The following is an 18,439-nucleotide window of genomic DNA, read 5'->3' as shown; positions in this document are numbered from 1 at the left end:
GGTTTAATTTCTGATGCTTTGAACAAATGAGCTGATTTTTTGCTTCAGTTCTCCTTCCTGACCCAGCGCCTTGATAAAGGCACTACCTATAATAGCGCCTCTGGCGTGGTTACAGGCGCTCGAGAATGTCTCGAAGTTATGAATGCCGAAGCCGATCATGCCCGGGTTGCGAAGCCCCATGGTAGACACACGCTGAAAATAATCGGTGTTGGCTACTGCTTTACCTGTGGTGTTACCTGTAGTTGAGGCCGAAGAAACCATGTATACAAAACCGTTGGTGTGGCTGTCTATTTCTCTTATGCGATGCTCCGGAGTCTGTGGCGTTACCAGGAATATTTTACTTAGCCCGTTTTCCTCAAAAATTTCCTTATACTCCCGTACATAATCCGAAAGCGGCAGGTCTGGCAGAATAACACCGTCTATGCCTACTTCCTTTGCCTTCTGGCAAAATCTTTCCACTCCATATTGCATAACAGGATTCAGGTAACCCATGAGCACCAGCGGAATCTGGGTGTGCTGGCGTATGTCCTGTAGTTGCTCAAACAGCTTTGGAATAGTCATGCCATTTTTAAGGGCAATCTCGCTGCTCTGCTGAATGGTGGGGCCATCGGCTAGCGGGTCAGAAAAGGGCATGCCTACTTCTATTAAGTCGACACCGTTTTTCTCCAGTTCCAGAATTATGGAAACAGTATCATTCAGGTTGGGGTAACCGGCAGTAAAGTAAACGGAGAGCAGCCCCTGCTGCTTTTCTGCGAATAGCTTCTTTATTCTATTCTCCATCGAAGTGAAATCTTTTTAAATAAGTTGCTAAATCTTTATCGCCACGACCAGAAAGGTTTAGTACCACAACTTCGTCGGGCTTGGCGTTAATGCGGTCCAGTGCAGCCAGGGCATGAGCACTTTCCAGGGCCGGAATAATGCCCTCGAGCTGCGTTAGCTCAAGCACTGCCTGTAGTGCCTCCTCGTCTGTGATGCTTTTAAAGATGGCGCGACCGGACTGGTGCAGGTGGGCGTGCAGCGGACCTACTCCTGGGTAATCGAGTCCGGCAGAAATAGAATATGGCTCTACCACTTGCCCGTCTTCGGTCTGCATGAGCAGCGTGCGGCTTCCGTGGATTACGCCTTCTTTGCCTAATACAGAAGTGGCTGCCGATTCGCCTGAATCTACTCCCATACCAGCTGCCTCTACGGCCACCAGTTTAACTTCTTCTCTGTCGAGGTAGTGGTAGAAGGCGCCGGCTGCATTGCTGCCACCACCCACACAGGCAACTACATAATCCGGGTAGTCGCGGCCTTCTTTCTCTTGCAGCTGCGCCATCATCTCCTCCGAAATAACAGCCTGAAAACGCGCTACCATGTCGGGGTAAGGGTGCGGGCCAACCACAGAACCTATAATATAATAAGTGTCCTCAGGGTTGTTAATCCAGTCGCGGATAGCCTCGTTTGTTGCGTCTTTCAAGGTGCGGCTACCACTTACAGCTGACACTACTGTGGCACCTAACATCTTCATACGGGCTACATTAGGAGCCTGACGCTCAATGTCTACTTCACCCATATATACTATACACTGCATACCCATAAGGGCACAAACTGTAGCTGTAGCCACTCCATGCTGCCCGGCTCCTGTCTCAGCGATAATTCTTTTCTTACCCAGGCGCTTAGCCAGCAGGATTTGCCCCATGGTATTGTTAATTTTATGGGCACCTGTATGGTTCAGATCCTCGCGCTTCAGGTAAATGCGGGTGTTGTATTTCTCAGAAAGACGTTTGGCAAAGTATAAGGGCGTGGGCCGGCCCACGTAATCTTTGAGCAAGCTTTGCAGTTCTTCCTGAAACGCTGGTTCGTAGATTATCTTAAGATAATTCTGGCGCAGTTCCTCCACATTTGGGTATAGCATCTCGGGCACGTAAGCACCTCCAAATTTGCCGTAAAAACCGTTTTCGTCTATTGAATATTTCATATGGTCTTTCCTCATTAATTAGATATTAATTTTCAGGTGCTGGCCTTGCTTCGTTTCGCTAACCATGGCAACTACATCAGGAGCTATTCCCTTTGCATCACTTCATACTCCTGATTGGGCTTTCTAGCAGTTAATTTCTAATTTTTAAATTCCTTAAATAATTGCCTGAGCTTCTCTACATCTTTTAATCCTGGTTGCAGTTCGAAGCCACTGTTTACATCCAGCGCAAAGGGTTTTTTACTTATGTCTTTTATGTGGCTAATATTTTCAAGATTTAAACCACCGCTTAAAAAGTAGGGCTTGTTGAGGTGGTAGTGCTCCAGCATGCGCCAATCGAACGTTATACCATTGCCACCATACTGCGTGCCTTTGGTGTCGAAAAGGAAATAGTCGCAGCTTTTCTCATATAGGTCGAGCACTTCGAACTTAGAGTTTTCGTCTACCGAAAATGCTTTTACTACCTCTACTCCTGCTTGTTGTAGCTCAGCGCATTGTGCAGGTGTTTCATTCCCATGGAGTTGCACCAGGTTTAGCTGCAGTTCCGTTATCAGTGATTTTATGGTATTAGTCTGCTCATTTACAAATACCCCCACTTTTTTAGTAGTGGCAGGCAACTCCTGTACAAAATGCAGATCGGCGGCAGCTCCGGCAAAACGTTTAGAGCCTTGGTAAAATATAAACCCCAGGAAATCGGGAGCGAGCGCAGCTACCTGCTGCACGTTCTCCGGCTCGCGCATGCCACAAACTTTAATTAGCATAAGGCAACAGGCTTTTGCTCCAGCAGCGATCTGTACTCACGAATAAATGCAGCGGCTGCCTGTTCTGGTCTGCTGTTGGTCATAAACGTTTCGCCGATCAGGAAGCCATTAAAGCCAGCCGCTTTCAGCTCGATCAAGGTTTTTGGATTGCTGATGCCACTCTCCGATATCTTGGTAATACCGGTCGGTATGTGCGGCGCTATGTCGTAGGAAGCCGCTACATCTGTTTTAAAGTCTTTGAGATTCCGGTTGTTTACTCCCACTACCGTCACATTTTCATTTAAAGAAGCGTCCAACTCTTCTTTATCCCGCACTTCGAGTAATACTTCAAGGCCAAGAGAGCGTGCAAAAGCTGCGAGGCTCTTCAGTCTGGCTGGCTCCAAAGCAGCTGCAATAAGTAATATAGCGTCCGCACCAATTGATTTGGCTTCAATTATCTGGTATTCATCTACCGTGAAATCTTTGCGCAAAATGGGGCAGTAATTAAACTTACGGGCTGTCATCAGGTCCTCGTTCTTGCCTCCAAAATAAGGTGTATCGGTTAAGACAGAAAGCGCGGAAGCGCCTGCCTGCATATATCCAATGGAAGTGCGTTCAACCTGTGCGTACGGGTTAATATCTCCTTTTGAGGGTGAGCGGCGTTTAAACTCTGCAATGATGCCACTTTTATCGGGGCGTAGCAGGTAATGGTCCAGAGAAATACAAGGCGTTTCGAAATAGAGGCTCTTCTCGAGCAACTTCACAGGAAATAGCTCTTTTCTCTCAGCTACCTCCTGGTATTTAAAATTGATAATTTCTTCAAGAACGTTCATTCCTTAATAGATTTTAGATGATAGACTTTCGAGGTTAGATTCTTTTAGTTGACTTTGGGCTTAAATAAAATCTAAGACCTTACTATCTAACACTTACTACTTCTGAATTATCTTTTACCAGATTTTTAAACAGAGCATAAGCAGATCCGGATTCAAGTGTTTCTTTTGCTATTCCGGCTGCGTCTTTAAAGCTGAGCTCGGGTTTTGCGCACTGTAAGGCAACACCTGCATTGGCAGCCACCACGGCATTTTGAGCTGCTGTTCCTTCTCCTTTGATTACCTTCAGGAAAATTTCCGCAGATCCGGCTACATCGTTCCCTCCCATAATCTGGTTGTGCTGCAGGGTTGGCAGACCTAAAGCATCGGCATCGAGCAGCAGTTCGCTTTTATCAGATATCAGTTTAAAAGGGCTAGTCAGGGAAACTTCGTCGTAACCATCGAGGGTATGAACAATGCTATACTGTACATCTGTTTGTTGGTACAGGTAGCCATACATGCGGGCCAGCTCCAGGCTGAACACGCCTACCATCTGCCGTTTCGGGAATGCAGGGTTGACCATAGGTCCCAGCATGTTAAAAAATGTCTTTACACCCAGTTCTTTGCGAATGGAGCCGACGCTTTTCATGGCCGGGTGAAACAACGGTGCGTGCAAAAAGCATATGTTATGTTTTTCGATGCTACGCTCTAATTCGCCGTGGTCGGTGGTGAATTTTATTCCCAGTGCCTCCAGCACGTTAGAAGACCCGCAAGCAGAAGACACCCCATAATTTCCATGTTTTGCCACGGCCACCCCATTGGCAGCTACCACAAAAGAGGAAATAGTAGATATATTGAAGGTGTCTTTGCCATCGCCTCCTGTACCACAAAGGTCTATTGGGTTATAAGCGTCAAGGTTAACGCGATTGCACAACTCCAGCAAAGCATCCCGGAAACCCTCCAATTCTTCTACAGTAATACTGCGCATCATATAAACCGTCAGGAAGCTGGAAATCTGATTCTGGTTATACATGCCAGCCGTTATATTCACAAGCACCTCCCGCGCCTGCTCTTTCGTCAGTGTTTTGTGCTCGAATAGATGATTAAGTATTTCTTTCATATTTTTTGAGATTGTAGATGCTAGACTTCTTCCTTTAAGAAAGATAAACATCTAAATTCTAACATCTTGTGGCTAAAATCTAGCATCTAATTTTCTAACCAGTTCCTGATAATTTCTTTGCCGTGCTCAGTAAGTACTGACTCCGGGTGAAACTGCACTCCCCGTACATCATACTCCCGGTGACGCAGCGCCATAATATTGCCGGTTTCGTCTACGGCAGTGGCTTCGAGGCAATCAGGCAGTTGGGCTTCTACTAACCAGGAATGATACCTGCCGGTGTTAAACGAGGCAGGGAGGCTTTGGAACAGGGGTTCTTCTTTGCACGAAACCATGACCTGCGTAGAAACGCCGTGCCATACCTCATTGCTGTTAAACAGCTTACCTCCATATACCTCACCTATTGCCTGATGCCCCAGGCATACACCAAAAAGGCTTTTTGTGGCGCCATAAGTGCGGATAACGTCTTTCAAAATGCCTGCTTCGTCTGGAATGCCAGGCCCGGGCGACAGCATAATTTTGTCGTAGGTGCCAACTTCTTCCAGCGAAATTTTGTCGTTTCGGTGAACGGTTACCTCTGCTCCCAGCTCCTGCAGGATGTGCACCAAATTATAGGTAAACGAGTCGTAATTATCTATTACAAGAACTTTCATATGCGGTTAATTAATCTCCTGGGCAATTTGTAACGCTTTTCGCAGGGCCATTAGTTTATTATCTACCTCTTGCAGCTCATTTTCTGGCGATGAGGCCGCCACGATACCTGCACCAGCCTGATAATATAATTTGTAGTTCTGGCTCAGAAAAGACCTGATCATAATGGCGCTGTTGAAATTGCCATTGAAATCAAGGAAGCCAATGCAGCCGCCATAAAAGGCGCGATTAGTTGTTTCGTAACGGTCTATCAGTTGCATGGCCATGTGCTTGGGAGCACCAGAAAGTGTGCCGGCAGGAAACGTACTGGCCACCATTTGCAGCGAATCGGTGTGTGGGTGCAGCTTGCCAGAAACTTTTGAAACCAGGTGAATCACATGGGAATAGTATTGAACTTCGCGGAAGGTCTCTACCTGCACTTCAGACCCGTTTCTGCTTAGGTCGTTGCGAGCCAGATCTACAAGCATGACGTGCTCTGAATTCTCTTTAGGGTCTGCCAGAAGCTTCTCGGCCAAGGCTGCATCAGCAGCATCGTCGCCGGTTCTGCGGAAAGTACCGGCAATCGGGAAAATACTGGCCTTCCGGTCTTTAATCACCAGCTGAGCCTCTGGCGACGAACCAAATATTTTAAAACTGCCGTAATCGAAATAAAATAAATAAGGAGAAGGGTTTACAGAGCGCAGGGCGCGGTATACATTGAACTCATCGCCTTTGAAAGCCTGGGCAAAGCGCCTGGAAAGCACCAGCTGGAAAACGTCGCCTCTGAAGCAGTGCTGCTTTGCCTTTGCCACGTTCGCCAAAAAACCTTCTCTGCTAATATTGTGTTCTTCTTCGCCAGCTGTGCGGAAAGTAAAACTTGGTATGTTCAGGCTATTCAACAGAGCCTCCAACTGGGCTATACCGTCTTCTTCATCAGGGTTATAATTATGTGAAAATATAAAAGCCTCGTTCGTAAAATGGTTGATGGCGATGATGTAGCGGTAAGCTGCATAATAGAGCTCTGGAATCTGCAGGCGGTCCGGGCGTTGCTTTATCTCCAGATCCTCATAATAACGGACCGCATCGTAGCTCATGTAGCCAAACAAGCCGTTATGAATAAAGCTGAAGCCTACCTGTTCTTCCACTTCAAAGAGGTGCGAAAAGGCAGCTAGCTGAGCTGGCACATTTACTTTCGGCGTTATTTGCGTCTGGCGCTCCGAACCATCCGGAAATTTTTCAGTTATCACCTCATGCTCTACTTTGATACTGGCCATAGGGCCGCAGCAAATATAAGAGAAGCTGTTCTCGGCACCATGATAATCAGAGCTTTCCAACAAAATGCTATTGGGGTACTGGTCTCTCAGCTTCAGGTACACGCTTACGGGCGTGAGAGTATCAGCTAATAGACGCTTGTGTTTAGTAAAAATCTTGAATTTTTTCATGTGCTTATTTGGAAAAGAAAAGGCCTGCTATTCGTGTGAACAGCAGGCCTATAAACCTTTGGGTTGTGCTAAATCTTATGAGTTATGATCCATAGCAAGGCTGTTCACGAAGTTTATGTCCACGTGCCACCACCATGCTGTATGAAGATTCTGATTTACCATGATTTCTTGTTAAGGATATCCTTACTGAAAGCAAATGTATAAGTATACGACTATACTTGCAAAACTTTTCTAAAAAATAATTTTACAAAAAAATAGATATCTGCCTTAACTATCCTTCAACAGCCGACAGTTAAAAATCAAATTATTCTAATGAAAATGGTCTTCCATAGGCACTTGAGTTAAATTTTGCTTAAGGGTTAAAACCTGATTTCTTTGTTCTGCACCAGGTACTCCTCCTGGTCTCCGATTAACTGGATCAGGTGCGAGTAAAAACCTATGCAATCATCAAACACCGACAAAGACAACCTTTCGTTTACGTTATGCACTCGGGTGGCATCATCTGCGGTAACCACCTGGGGAGCAAACCGGTAAATATTCTTGGTGAGGTTGGCATAATGCTGAGCGTCTGTTCCTCCAGGGAAAAGTGCCGGCACAATTAAGGCATCCGGAAACAAAGCGGTAATGGTTTGAGAAAGAGCCTCATAAATCCATCCATTGGTGCTGGCAACAGGCGATGGTGCCGAAAAACTGCCATAAGTGCTTACCTGCACCCGCTTGTCGTTTATGGCCTCTACAATATGCGCCCGCACACTTTCTTCTGTATCTCCGGTAAGTAGGCGAACATTCACAATGGCCGTGGCTACTCTTGGCAGCACATTATCCTTCTCTCCTGCCTGAATTACAGTTGTAGAAGCTTTGGTCCGGATGAGGGCGTCCGTTGCCATATTCTTGGCCAGCTCTTTTTTTATTTTTCCTTTAAATACACCGTAGTGCCTCATGGCGAACTTGGTTTTACCACCTAACTGGTTAGCAAGTATACTGAGTGTTTCTTTTGTAGTAGGTGTAATGCGAGCTTTAAAGGGTTTGTTATTAATATTAACCACTGCTTGGCTTAAAATAGAAACAGGTGTTTCAGCTGGAGGTATAGAAGAGTGTCCGCCATCGCCATTTACTGTCAGCTTAAGGTTAAGACCACCTTTAGAGGCTGTGCCAATAAATGCGATCGGATCACTTATACCCGGAAACATTCCCTTTGTAACGGCTAGACCTTCATCAAAAACAGCTTCCAATTCGCCATAGCGCTCTTTCAAAATGGCGCTCATACCACCCGCTCCTTCTGTTCCGCCAATTTCTTCATCGTGCCCAAAAGCCAGCAAGATAGTCCGCTCTGGCATAAAACCATTAAGCAAGAGTTGTTCTACTGCCTCCATAATAGCCACAACCCTATATTTATCATCTAATGTGCCGCGGCCCCAGATATAGCCATCCGCTACTTTACCAGAATAAGCTTCCTGCTCCCACTCGCCTTCCGTTATTTCCTCCACCGGTACTACATCCAGGTGAGCGCTAAGCAATATCGGTTTCAGAGCAGGGTTTGTTCCTTTCCAGGTATAGAGCAGGCTGTATTGGTTTACTACTTCTTTTACGAGCCGCTCATGAAGTTCTGTAAAAACCGTTTCGAAGTATTTGTGCAGAGCTATAAACTCATCAGCAAATGCTAAGGGATCATCAGTATCGGAAACTGTTTTAAATTGTATTGCTCCCGACAACTTTTCGACTGCCTGCGGGTATTTAGGTGCAGCTCTTACTACAGAAGAGTCAGATATGGTGCCAGCACGCAAGCCAATACTTTTACTTTGTAAAGGCAAAAGAAAGCACAGCAGCATGAAAAGAATTGGGTGTGGAAAAACTTGTTTTTTCATTGGGAATGAATATAACAAAAAATTGGCTAAAGTGAAATCAGAAGATAGGAAAGCAAAAATTAGAAAATAAAGGTCTTTAAAAAATCCAAAACCTTGCGTTAGTATCAGGGATTTAGTTGAAACCCATGTCCATAGTCTTATTTTGCAGTAGCCTGTTTTAACAAAATTGAATTATTTAAGTTCCAATGACTAAAATTATTGTTTTTTCTGTTTTTTTAGCGTTATGGTTATTACTTTTACCTCCATCGTATTTAATGAAAGCTCTGTAAAAGCTGATGAGAAACGAATTATTATTTAGAGAACCATATATTGCCATAGAATATAACGAGATTGATGACTGGATTTATGTCAACTGGCGTGGATTTGTCAATTATGAAACCGTTACGGCCGGATGTGAAAAAATATTATTTTTCATGAAAGAGCGTGGCTGCTCTAAAGTTTTGAATGACAATACCAACGTAGAAGGGATTTGGTCTACTGCATCTAAATGGGTTGGCCAGGATTGGTTTCCACGTATGAAAAATGCCGGACTTCTCTATTTTGCCTGGGTGTATTCTGCCAGCACCTTTAGCAGGCTCTCCACAGATAAAGCACTTAAAAACACTGAAGATTTAAAGTACATTCAAACTTTTGATAGCCTGGATGCGGCCTGCGACTGGTTGCGCTCCGTGTAATCCTCTATTAAGTTAGAACAAAAGAGGCTGCTCCACAAATTGGAGCAGCCTCTTTTGTTTCAGAAGTAATAGGCTTTATAGTGAGCCTTTCGTGCTGGGAATAGAATTGTCTGTAGGGTTACGCTGCACCGCCATTTTAATGGCTTTGGCAAATGCTTTGTAAATTGCTTCTATTTTATGGTGCTCATTTTGGCCTTCGGCTTTAATATTCAGGTTAGACTTGGAGGTATCGCTAAACGATTTGAAAAAATGGAAAAACATTTCAGTTGGCATGTCTCCTACCATTTCACGCTTAAAGTCCGCATCCCACATAATCCAGGGGCGGCCACTAAAGTCGATGGCAACCTGAGCCAGCACATCGTCCATAGGGAGCAGAAAGCCATACCGATTGATGCCTTTTTTCTCGCCAAGCGCCTGCAGAAAGGCCTCACCCAGGGCTAACCCTGTGTCTTCTATGGTATGGTGTTCGTCTATGTGTAAATCTCCGTTTACTTTTACCGCCAAATCCACTTTGCCGTGTTTGGCCAATTGCTCCAACATGTGGTCGAAAAACCCAAGGCCAGTGTGGATGTCCATTTTACCGGTTCCATCCAGGTTCAGATCTATAGAAATATCTGTTTCGGAAGTTTGCCGGCGAATGCTAGCCCTACGCTCCGGTAATTTTAGGTAAAGGTAAATATCATCCCAGTTGTTGGTGCTGAAGTCTGCTTCTCCAGCGGGTTCTTCTCCAATAAAAATGGATTTGGCTCCCAGGTTTTTGGCTAATGTGATGTCTGTTAGTCTGTCTCCTATCACAAATGAGTTGGCAAGGTCGTACTCACCTTTCAGGTAATGCTTCATCATTCCAACACCTGGCTTCCGTGTATCAAGCCCTTCGTGCTCAAAGCTTCGGTCTATCAGCACCTCCGAAAAAAGAATCCCTTCACTCTCCAGGATCTCCATCATTTTATTTTGGTAGGGCCAGAAGGTTTCCTCCGGATAAGAATCAGTACCCAGGCCGTCCTGGTTAGTCACCATCACAAATTCATAATCCAGCTCCTGATACAACTTTACCAGGTTAGAGATAACTTTAGGAATAAAGGCAAATTTCTCAAAAGAATCTACCTGAAAGTCCGTTTTAGGCTCAACCAATATGGTGCCGTCACGATCTATAAAAAGTGCTTTTTTCATTTTTTAGGAGATGCTAGTTAATGATTTTGTGATGTTGACTTTCGATCTATTGGAAAAAACCCAAGATCCTATTTACATCATTTATCTATTACCCGCGCGCTGAATTAATTTCTAAATGTATAATCTAACCACTATAATCTAAAAGAAGCAATTGTTTCCAGCAGCTTCTGGTTTTCTTCCAAAGTGCCAACCGATATACGAAGGCAACCTTCACAACCTGGCAAACTAGACCTGTTTCGTACCACTATGCCATTTTCTACCAAATAGTTATACAGGCCATTGGCATCTGTTACTTTAACCAATAGAAAATTAGCGTCAGATGGATAAACATGTAAGACAGCCTCCAGACGAGGCAGCGCGTGTTGCAAAAGCTCCCGTTCCTGCACAATTTCCTCAATCATGTAACGGAGGTCTTCTGATTTTTCAAGCGCCGCCAGTGCCAGCTCCTGCGTCGCCTCGTTTATGTTATATGGCGGTTTAATTTTGTCGAGCAGCTGAATCAGTTGTTCAGAGGCAAAAGCCAAGCCGAGGCGCAGACCAGCCATGCCCCATGCTTTGGAGAAAGTCTGCAGCACCAGCAGGTTCGGGAATTCATCTAAACGGGCTGTCCAGCTAGGGCTGTCACAAAAATCAATATAGGCCTCATCTACTACCACTACTCCGCTAAAACCTTTTAATATGGCTTCGATGCTCTCCGGGTTTATAAGGTTAGCAGTGGGATTATTGGGTGAGCAGATAAAGATCAGCTTGGTGTTGGGTTTTACCTGTGCCAGCACCTCTTCTACAGGCACCTGAAAATCAGCGGTAAGTTGCACGGCGTCTAATTGCACGTCGTTCAGGTTTGCTGATACTTCATACATGCCATAAGTAGGCGGAAGATGCAGCATAACATCCTGACCAGGCGTACACAGCATGCGGAACAGCAAGTCTATGGCCTCGTCGCTGCCGTTGCCTAAGAAGATCTGGCTTGGCCTTACCTCCTTTAGCTGGGCAATTTTCTGCTTCAGCTTCTTTTGGTGCGGATCAGGGTAGCGGTTATAATTATTCCCAGCCAGACTGCCAATATTGTTCTCATTAGCATCAATAAATATACTGGCAGCTCCTTTAAATTCATCGCGAGCCGAAGAATAAGCTTTCATCTTCAGCACATTTGGCCGAACAAGCGACTCCAGGTTAAACATGGTTTATCTCCTTTAATCTTATACTTACTGCATTTTTGTGTGCCTGCAAGCCTTCTGCTTCTGCCATTACTTCTATGGTTGATCCTATATTTTGCAAACCGGCAGGCGTAATGTATTGAAAAGTGATCTTTTTGACGAAACTATCTAAGGAAACGCCACTATAGGCACGGGCATAACCGTTTGTAGGTAAGGTATGGTTAGTGCCGGAGGCATAATCACCGGCAGATTCGGGGCTGTAGTTGCCCAGGAAAACAGAACCTGCGTTTGTTATCAGATCCAAAACCTCATCAAAATTTCTAATAGAGAGGATCAGGTGCTCTGGCGCGTAAAGATTTGAAAAAGCCAGCATATCATCTACTGAGTGAAGCACAATGCCTATGCTATTAGATAATGCTTTGTCAGCAAACCCCTTGCGTGGTAAAATATCGAGTTGTGCTTTCAGCTCCACCTCTACCTGATCGAGCAAAGCAGCCGATGTTGTAAGCAGTACAACTTGCGAATCACCACCGTGTTCAGCCTGCGACAATAGGTCAGCGGCCACAAAAGCAGGGTTGGCGGATTCATCGGCAATAACTAAAACTTCGGATGGTCCGGCTGGTAAATCTATTGCTACACCGTATTTGTTTACCAGTTGCTTGGCCACGGTTACGTATTGGTTACCCGGGCCAAAAATTTTATCCACGGCGGGTACACTTTCTGTTCCGAATGCCATGGCGGCAATCGCCTGAGCGCCTCCGGCCTTTACCACTTTAGTAATGCCCAAAACATTGGCCACATAAAGTATGGCCGGGTGTATAGAGCCATCAGCTGAAGGAGGTGTGCAAAGCACTATTTCGCGACAACCCGCTATGCGTGCTGGTACCCCTAGCATCAGCAAGGTAGAGAACAAAGGGGCGGTGCCTCCCGGTATATAAAGCCCTACTTTTTCGATAGCAACACTTTTCCTCCAGCAGGTAACACCTGGCATTGTTTCTGTTTGCTTAACTGGCTCTGCCTGTGCCGTATGGAAGAGTTGTATGTTGCTGTAGGCTTGTAAGATAGCTTCTTTTAATTCAATAGAAACTTTTGAATCTGATGCTTTTATTTCTTCGGCTGAGACCAGAAGGTTTTCTATAGTTACCTTATCGAATTTCTCCGCTAGCTCCCGTAAAGCAGCATCACCTTTTTCCTGTACGAGGTTAAATGTCTCTTTAATGCCGGGCTCCAGTTCTTCCAGGTTTTTGGTTGGTCTTGTAGTAAGATCAGCCCATGCATTCTGTGCCGGGTTTAAAATCTTTCGCATCATACAATCATTTTTTCGATCGGCACCACCAGTATTCCCTGCGCTCCTGCTTCTTTTAACTTCTCTATAATTTCCCAGAAATCATCTTCGTTCACCACCGAGTGTAGAGAACTCCAACCCTCTTCGGCCAGTGGCATTACGGTAGGGGCCTTAATGCCAGGCAGCAATTGGCTTACCGACTCCACCTGGTCGTTTGGCACGTTAAGTACTATATACTTGGCTCTTTGCGCCCGCTGTACGGCGTGTACTCTAAACAGCAACTTCTCTAGTATCTGCTTCTTCTCTTCGTTTAAGTTACTGTTGGCAATCAGCACAGCCTGAGAGCTAAACACGCGTTCTACTTCGCGTAAGCCATTGCTGATAAGCGTACTGCCTGAACTTACAATATCGCAAATGGCCTCTGCCAAACCAATGCTTGGTGCTATCTCTACAGAGCCGCTAATGGTGTGAATCTGTGCCTTAACTCCATGCTTGTCGAGGTATGTCTGCAGCAGGTTCGGATAAGAGGTGGCGATGTTTTTTCCTTCCAGGTCGGCAATGGAGCTATATTCATCAGCTTTTGGAACTGCTAGCGATAAGCGGCATTTGGAGAAGCCGAGTTTCTCTACAGTAAGTTCCTCTTTACCTTCCTCTACTAATACGTTCTCGCCTACAATGCCTATGTCGGCTACTCCATCGGCTACGTAGCCCGGAATATCGTCGTCGCGGAGAAAAAGTATTTCTAATGGAAAGTTAGTAGACTCGGTTTTCAGTTTTAAAGAGCTGCTGATAAAAGAGATTCCACATTCACGGATCAGGTTGAGCGAATCGTCGCTAAGCCTGCCAGACTTTTGGATAGCTATTCGAAGCATTTTTTTGAGAGAATTTTAAGTACAAAAATAAAAACCACCTTGCTTTCTGCAAAGTAGAATAACGGCTTAAAAGCCTGAAGGGGCGATATATTGACTTTATTCCTCTTACGAGGAATGATGGAAGTGATGATGAAACGCAACGGAACCACAAGCAGCAGGCGCTGCGGCATGTATAAGGGCTATATAGGTAGTGGTGTTGCTCATATGCGCTGCAAAAGTAACAGGAAATTTGAGAAATGAAAATAATTTTATTCTTCTATTGCATTTTTCAACATAAAGGTAATCATGCCATAATGTTTTGGCAATAATTACCAGGGTTTGTTTGTGCCTCACTAACCGCTAGTTTAAAGGCTTTTAGTTAATATTTGCCGATAGATTATATGTTAGAATATGTAATTTATTGATTATTATTCTTTTATAAGTTCTGCTTCAGGCACCACTACTGTCGGAACACGATTTTGAAAATTTATTTCCATAACTTTGCTTTATAGTTTCTTAAGTAAATTTATCTGGCATAATTTTTTCAGTTTGTTGAAAGAGAACTCAGTGGATTGATTAGAAAATGACAAAGCACCTCTTAAGCCTATTTATTCTGTTTCTTTCTGTTTTAGGAAGTGTACCAGCTACTGCCCAGTTAAAACTTCCACAGGCAAGTCCGGAGGCATTTGTAAAGCAAACGATAGGTTTAACTGAAATTTCTATTCAATATCATTCTCCCAGCGTGCGAGGACGTAAAATATTCGGAAATTTGGTTCCTTACGGTCAGCTGTGGCGTGCAGGTGCCAACGAAGCAACTCTCATTAAGTTTGCCGATGATGTGTACCTCAACCACGAGCGTGTCCCCGCCGGCACCTACTCCTTCTTTATATTACCCGAAAACGAGACAGATTGGAATATTGTGCTGAACAAAGACACCACTCTTTGGGGATTGGAAGGGTACAGCGAATTAAATGATGTTGCCTATCTGCGTGTAACACCCCAGAAAGTTGATCACTTTGAAACCATGCAATTTCAATTTTCTGATATTGGAGTCAACAAAGGGAAACTGCACATGGTATGGGAGAACTCCAAAGTTACTTTAGAGATTGAAACAGAAGTAGAAAAGAAAGCACTTGCTAATATCAGGCAAGCATTAAAAGAAGCCAATTCTGATGACTGGTTTATATGGGCTCAAAGTGCCGAATATATGATACCCCGGAAAGAGCATCATGAAGAGGCCCTGAAGTGGATTAACAAATCCATTTCAGTCAAAGAAAACTTCTACAACAATTGGGTGAAGGCACGGCTTTATGCTCAAAACCAGGAATTTCAGGAGGCTGCTAACCTCACCGCCAAAGCCATGCAATTAGGTAATACTGAGCCAGAAGCGTATAAAGTATATGCCAAAGAAATAGAGGCGGCCTATACAATCTGGAAAAAAAGGCGGTTTTAAAAACGGGTTCTTACCATTCTTTTTACCACTACCTTTTCCTCTTAACAAGAATATTCTATCCATTAGCCTTTGTGCCAAAAACCTATTTTGTGCTCCGAAAGGTCCTTTTTATTAGAATAATTGAGTGGTGGGTAGCTGATTGGTAATGGCTGATGAATAATAGCCTTACCTACCTCGCTGCGTATTCAGTTATTGCAAAAGTATGGCAGAAGCAGAAGGAATAAAGCGATTACTTAAGAAAGCCGGGCTCCCTAATAGCTTCTGGTATCTAAAAACTTCAAAATACCTCTGGAAGGCCTTTTTCATTAGCGGAATTTTCGCTTCATCCAAAAATTAACGCTACTGCAGCAGCTACACTTCTTAGAATTTGTATCTTTCGTTTTCTGATACAACCGCAACTACATGTACTAATCTTTATGAAAAAACTAATTCTCACAGGGCTTACTGCTGCAATTCTCTTTTCCTGCTCCAGTCAGAAGACCGAGACAGCTACAACCACCATTGGAGCAGATATAACTAACCTACAAGAGGAGGCTCAACTGTTTCTGGATGAATACTCCGCTACTTACCAGCAATTGTATACGGCCTCTGCTGAAGCCGAGTGGGCTTCAAACATTAAAATAGTGGAAGGTGACTCCACCAATGCGATAGCGACCCGAAAAGCCAACGAGGCCTTCGCAGCCTTTACGGGTAGTACTGAAAACATAAAACAGGCACGTCAACTGCTGGAGCAAAAAGAAGAACTCAGCGGGCTGCAGATAAAGCAGCTGGAGCAAGTGCTATATGCAGCAGCCAACAATCCGCAAACAGTCCCGGAAATAGTGAAAGCACGCATAAAGGCAGAAACGGATCAAACTGAAAAGCTCTATGGTTTCGACTACAAATTGATTGGAAATTCAGTAACGACCAATGACCTGGATAAGGTTCTCCGGACCGAAAAAAATGTAAAGAAGCGTTTAATAGCCTGGCAGTCCAGCAAGGAAGTTGGCAAAGGCTTGCGCGAAGGTATTCTCAACCTTAGAGATTTGCGCAATCAAACCGTTCAAAGCCTGGGCTACGACGACTATTTTACTTACCAGGCCTCTGACTATGACTTAAGCAGAGAAGAAATGATGGAGCTGATGCAGCAGCTGAATGCAGAGCTTCTGCCTCTTTACAGGGAACTACACACCTATGCCCGCTATGAGCTGGCCAAGCAGTACGGTGTTAAAGATGTTCCGGATATGCTGCCGGCCCACTGGCTCCCGAACCGATGGGGACAAGATTGGAGCGCTATGGTAGAAGTAAAAGGCCTCGACCTGGATGGTGCCTTAAAACTGAAAGGCGACAAATGGCTGGTTGAGCAGGCGGAGCGGTTCTACACCAGCCTCGGTTTCCCTAGTTTACCGACTTCTTTTTACGAAAAATCTAGCCTGTATCCATTGCCTGCTTCGGCCAACTACAAAAAGAACAACCATGCCTCTGCCTGGCACATGGACCTCGAGAAAGATGTGCGAAGCCTGATGAGTGTGGAGCCCAATGCCGATTGGTACGAAACTACTCACCACGAATTAGGCCACATCTACTATTACATGACCTACACAAACCCTGATGTGCCGGTGCTGTTGCGAGCCGGTGCGAACAGGGCCTACCACGAGGCCGTTGGTAGCTTAATGGGTCTGGCAGCTATGCAAAAGCCTTTTCTGGCTGAACTAAACCTGGTTGATGCGAATACTAAAACAGATGAGATCCAAACCCTGCTCAAAGAAGCGCTAAGTTATGTCGTGTTTATTCCTTTTGCCTCAGGAGTTATGAGTGAGTGGGAACACGACTTTTATGCTAAAAATCTTCCGGCGGAAGAATTAAATAAACGTTGGTGGGAGCTGACCCGCAAATATCAAGGTATGGTGCCTCCATCAGAAAGAGACGAGACGTTCACCGATGCCACCACCAAAACGCACATCAATGACGATGCGGCCCAATATTATGATTACGCCTTATCCTACGTCATATTATTTCAGTTACACGATCACATAGCCAAAAACATTCTGAAGCAGGATCCGCACGCTACCAACTATTACGGCAGCAAAGAAGTAGGTGCGTTTTTAAAGAGCATCATGTACCCGGGTGCCAGTGCAGACTGGCGCCAAATGCTAAAAGATAAAACAGGTGAAGAACTTAGCGCGAGAGCCATGGTAGCTTATTTCCAACCGCTAATGGATTACCTGAAAGAGCAGAACAAAGGCCGGAAATATACGATGTAGCAGAGTTTATAACATAAAATAAAAGGAGCATAAGTTAAACCTTGTGCTCCTTTTATTTTAATTCTATTTCTACTAAAATAAGGTTTCTTTGAGTTGGTTTATTTTACTAATGATGAATCTACAATTTTATTATTGATTGAAACTCTTAATTGCCAAACAAGTCAGATGACAGGTACCTGTCGCCCCTGTCGCAGATAATGCAAACTATGACGCCTTCTTCCAGAGATTCCATTAGTTTTAAGGCGGCAGCCACAGCACCTCCACTACTCATGCCTGCAAAAACGCCTTCTTCGCGCGCCAACCTACGTGTCATAGCAGTAGCTTCAGCCTGCGATACATCAATTACACTATCTACTCGTTCCCGCTCAAATATTTTAGGTAAATATTCATCCGGCCACCTTCTGATACCTGGAATTTGAGACCCCTCCAGAGGCTGCGTTCCTACTATCTGTACTTGTTCGTTTTGCTCCTTCAGGTACCGCGAAACACCCATTATGGTACCTGTCGTACCCATAGAAGATACAAAGTGTGTGATGGTCCCTTGGGTTTCGCTCCAGATCTCGGGACCGGTGGAGTTATAGTGGGCAAGGTAATTATCTGGGTTAGCAAATTGATTCAGCATAAGGTAACCTCCTTCTTCTACCCTGGCATGCACATAATCTATGGCAGCTTCCATAGATCCTTCGGCAGGAGTTAATATAACCTTTGCGCCAAAAGCTTCCATTGTTAGAACCCGCTCTCGTGTGGCATTGGCAGGCATTACCAATTCTATTTCAACACCGAAGATGCGGGCAATCATTGCCAAAGCAATTCCAGTATTGCCACTGGTTGCTTCTATAAGTTTCATGCCTGGCTTTAGTTCTCCACGGTCAAGGGCTCCTTTAATCATGCCATAAGCAGCCCTGTCTTTTACACTGCCACCAGGATTGTTTCCTTCCAACTTAGCCAAAAGTTTAACCTTAGGCTTTGGTGATATTGTTTTAAGTTCTATCAGAGGCGTATTGCCAATAAAATCTAATAAAGTGGCCATGTCTGGTTGGTTAGTT

General features: G+C 44.7%; 16 protein-coding genes. 3 read left to right on the top strand and 13 right to left on the bottom strand.

All coding sequences use genetic code 11. The features are described from left to right. Window positions 1-3: 3 nt before the first annotated feature. From trpA to ACMA1I_RS12085, 8 genes are all read right to left on the bottom strand, one after another. The gene (gene trpA / locus ACMA1I_RS12120) at window positions 4-780 is read right to left on the bottom strand and encodes a tryptophan synthase subunit alpha (RefSeq protein ID WP_337068603.1); all 777 of its coding nucleotides are present in this window, start codon (window positions 778-780) and stop codon (window positions 4-6) included. Further along, window positions 770-1,960 (bottom strand): tryptophan synthase subunit beta, encoded by a 1,191-nt coding sequence (gene trpB, locus ACMA1I_RS12115; RefSeq protein WP_337068602.1) that lies wholly within the window; start codon window positions 1,958-1,960, stop codon window positions 770-772. The genes trpA and trpB overlap by 11 nt, the downstream gene beginning before the upstream one ends. 137 nt (window positions 1,961-2,097) lie before the next feature. Then, window positions 2,098-2,718, bottom strand: coding sequence for a phosphoribosylanthranilate isomerase (locus tag ACMA1I_RS12110; RefSeq protein WP_337068601.1), 621 nt, complete (start codon window positions 2,716-2,718; stop codon window positions 2,098-2,100). After that, window positions 2,712-3,530 carry an indole-3-glycerol phosphate synthase TrpC gene (gene trpC / locus ACMA1I_RS12105; protein WP_337068600.1) on the bottom strand — a complete coding sequence of 273 codons (819 nt, stop codon included), beginning with the start codon at window positions 3,528-3,530 and terminating at the stop codon, window positions 2,712-2,714. The genes ACMA1I_RS12110 and trpC overlap by 7 nt, the downstream gene beginning before the upstream one ends. An 82-nt stretch (window positions 3,531-3,612) precedes the next feature. Further along, window positions 3,613-4,626: an anthranilate phosphoribosyltransferase gene (gene trpD, locus ACMA1I_RS12100; protein WP_337068599.1), complete on the bottom strand. Its 1,014-nt coding sequence runs from the start codon at window positions 4,624-4,626 to the stop codon at window positions 3,613-3,615. 86 nt (window positions 4,627-4,712) lie between these two features. After that, window positions 4,713-5,276: an aminodeoxychorismate/anthranilate synthase component II gene (locus tag ACMA1I_RS12095; RefSeq protein WP_337068598.1), complete on the bottom strand. Its 564-nt coding sequence runs from the start codon at window positions 5,274-5,276 to the stop codon at window positions 4,713-4,715. 6 nt (window positions 5,277-5,282) lie between these two features. After that, entirely contained in the window at window positions 5,283-6,695 is a 1,413-nt protein-coding gene (locus ACMA1I_RS12090; protein ID WP_337068597.1) for an anthranilate synthase component I family protein, read from the bottom strand. A gap of 359 nt (window positions 6,696-7,054) precedes the next feature. Further along, window positions 7,055-8,560 carry a M20/M25/M40 family metallo-hydrolase gene (locus ACMA1I_RS12085; RefSeq protein ID WP_337068596.1) on the bottom strand — a complete coding sequence of 502 codons (1,506 nt, stop codon included), beginning with the start codon at window positions 8,558-8,560 and terminating at the stop codon, window positions 7,055-7,057. Window positions 8,561-8,835: 275 nt separating this feature from the next. Here ACMA1I_RS12085 and ACMA1I_RS12080 point away from each other — a divergent pair, with 275 nt between their 5' ends. Then, the gene (locus tag ACMA1I_RS12080) at window positions 8,836-9,234 is read left to right on the top strand and encodes a hypothetical protein (protein ID WP_337068594.1); all 399 of its coding nucleotides are present in this window, start codon (window positions 8,836-8,838) and stop codon (window positions 9,232-9,234) included. 75 nt (window positions 9,235-9,309) lie between these two features. Here the strand turns inward: ACMA1I_RS12080 and hisB are convergent, their stop codons facing one another. The 4 genes from hisB to hisG all read right to left on the bottom strand — a co-directional run bounded on the left by hisB (window position 9,310) and on the right by hisG (window position 13,718). Beyond that, window positions 9,310-10,404 carry a bifunctional histidinol-phosphatase/imidazoleglycerol-phosphate dehydratase HisB gene (hisB, locus tag ACMA1I_RS12075; protein ID WP_337068593.1) on the bottom strand — a complete coding sequence of 365 codons (1,095 nt, stop codon included), beginning with the start codon at window positions 10,402-10,404 and terminating at the stop codon, window positions 9,310-9,312. 131 nt (window positions 10,405-10,535) lie between these two features. After that, entirely contained in the window at window positions 10,536-11,585 is a 1,050-nt protein-coding gene (gene hisC, locus ACMA1I_RS12070; protein WP_337068592.1) for a histidinol-phosphate transaminase, read from the bottom strand. Beyond that, window positions 11,578-12,867 (bottom strand): histidinol dehydrogenase, encoded by a 1,290-nt coding sequence (gene hisD, locus ACMA1I_RS12065; RefSeq protein ID WP_337068661.1) that lies wholly within the window; start codon window positions 12,865-12,867, stop codon window positions 11,578-11,580. The genes hisC and hisD overlap by 8 nt, the downstream gene beginning before the upstream one ends. Then, window positions 12,867-13,718, bottom strand: a complete 852-nt coding sequence (gene hisG / locus ACMA1I_RS12060) for an ATP phosphoribosyltransferase (protein ID WP_337068591.1) — start codon at window positions 13,716-13,718, stop codon at window positions 12,867-12,869. Before hisG ends, hisD begins: the two co-directional genes overlap by 1 nt. Window positions 13,719-14,280: 562 nt before the next feature. On the opposite strand from hisG, the gene ACMA1I_RS12055 reads away from it, so the two are divergent. Together ACMA1I_RS12055 and ACMA1I_RS12050 are read left to right on the top strand one after the other, a co-directional pair. Then, the gene (locus ACMA1I_RS12055) at window positions 14,281-15,150 is read left to right on the top strand and encodes a DUF2911 domain-containing protein (protein WP_337068590.1); all 870 of its coding nucleotides are present in this window, start codon (window positions 14,281-14,283) and stop codon (window positions 15,148-15,150) included. Window positions 15,151-15,566: 416 nt separating this feature from the next. After that, window positions 15,567-17,393 (top strand): M2 family metallopeptidase, encoded by a 1,827-nt coding sequence (locus tag ACMA1I_RS12050; protein WP_337068589.1) that lies wholly within the window; start codon window positions 15,567-15,569, stop codon window positions 17,391-17,393. 145 nt (window positions 17,394-17,538) lie between these two features. Here the strand turns inward: ACMA1I_RS12050 and cysM are convergent, their stop codons facing one another. Beyond that, the gene (gene cysM / locus ACMA1I_RS12045) at window positions 17,539-18,423 is read right to left on the bottom strand and encodes a cysteine synthase CysM (protein ID WP_337068588.1); all 885 of its coding nucleotides are present in this window, start codon (window positions 18,421-18,423) and stop codon (window positions 17,539-17,541) included. Window positions 18,424-18,439: the final 16 nt, after the last annotated feature.

Source organism: Pontibacter sp. 13R65 (assembly GCF_047525655.1).
GTDB lineage: Bacteria > Bacteroidota > Bacteroidia > Cytophagales > Hymenobacteraceae > Pontibacter.
This window is presented reverse-complemented; position numbering and strand designations above follow the sequence as displayed.

Excerpts from the sequence above, each read along its gene's own strand:
- trpA (WP_337068603.1), bottom strand. The coding sequence starts at position 780 with ATGGAGAATAGAATAAAGAAGCTATTCGCAGAAAAGCAGCAGGGGCTG.
- trpB (WP_337068602.1), bottom strand. The coding sequence starts at position 1,960 with ATGAAATATTCAATAGACGAAAACGGTTTTTACGGCAAATTTGGAGGT.
- ACMA1I_RS12110 (WP_337068601.1), bottom strand. The coding sequence starts at position 2,718 with ATGCTAATTAAAGTTTGTGGCATGCGCGAGCCGGAGAACGTGCAGCAG.
- trpC (WP_337068600.1), bottom strand. The coding sequence starts at position 3,530 with ATGAACGTTCTTGAAGAAATTATCAATTTTAAATACCAGGAGGTAGCT.
- trpD (WP_337068599.1), bottom strand. The coding sequence starts at position 4,626 with ATGAAAGAAATACTTAATCATCTATTCGAGCACAAAACACTGACGAAA.
- ACMA1I_RS12095 (WP_337068598.1), bottom strand. The coding sequence starts at position 5,276 with ATGAAAGTTCTTGTAATAGATAATTACGACTCGTTTACCTATAATTTG.
- ACMA1I_RS12090 (WP_337068597.1), bottom strand. The coding sequence starts at position 6,695 with ATGAAAAAATTCAAGATTTTTACTAAACACAAGCGTCTATTAGCTGAT.
- ACMA1I_RS12085 (WP_337068596.1), bottom strand. The coding sequence starts at position 8,560 with ATGAAAAAACAAGTTTTTCCACACCCAATTCTTTTCATGCTGCTGTGC.
- ACMA1I_RS12080 (WP_337068594.1), top strand. The coding sequence starts at position 8,836 with ATGAGAAACGAATTATTATTTAGAGAACCATATATTGCCATAGAATAT.
- hisB (WP_337068593.1), bottom strand. The coding sequence starts at position 10,404 with ATGAAAAAAGCACTTTTTATAGATCGTGACGGCACCATATTGGTTGAG.
- hisC (WP_337068592.1), bottom strand. The coding sequence starts at position 11,585 with ATGTTTAACCTGGAGTCGCTTGTTCGGCCAAATGTGCTGAAGATGAAA.
- hisD (WP_337068661.1), bottom strand. The coding sequence starts at position 12,867 with ATGCGAAAGATTTTAAACCCGGCACAGAATGCATGGGCTGATCTTACT.
- hisG (WP_337068591.1), bottom strand. The coding sequence starts at position 13,718 with ATGCTTCGAATAGCTATCCAAAAGTCTGGCAGGCTTAGCGACGATTCG.
- ACMA1I_RS12055 (WP_337068590.1), top strand. The coding sequence starts at position 14,281 with ATGACAAAGCACCTCTTAAGCCTATTTATTCTGTTTCTTTCTGTTTTA.
- ACMA1I_RS12050 (WP_337068589.1), top strand. The coding sequence starts at position 15,567 with ATGAAAAAACTAATTCTCACAGGGCTTACTGCTGCAATTCTCTTTTCC.
- cysM (WP_337068588.1), bottom strand. The coding sequence starts at position 18,423 with ATGGCCACTTTATTAGATTTTATTGGCAATACGCCTCTGATAGAACTT.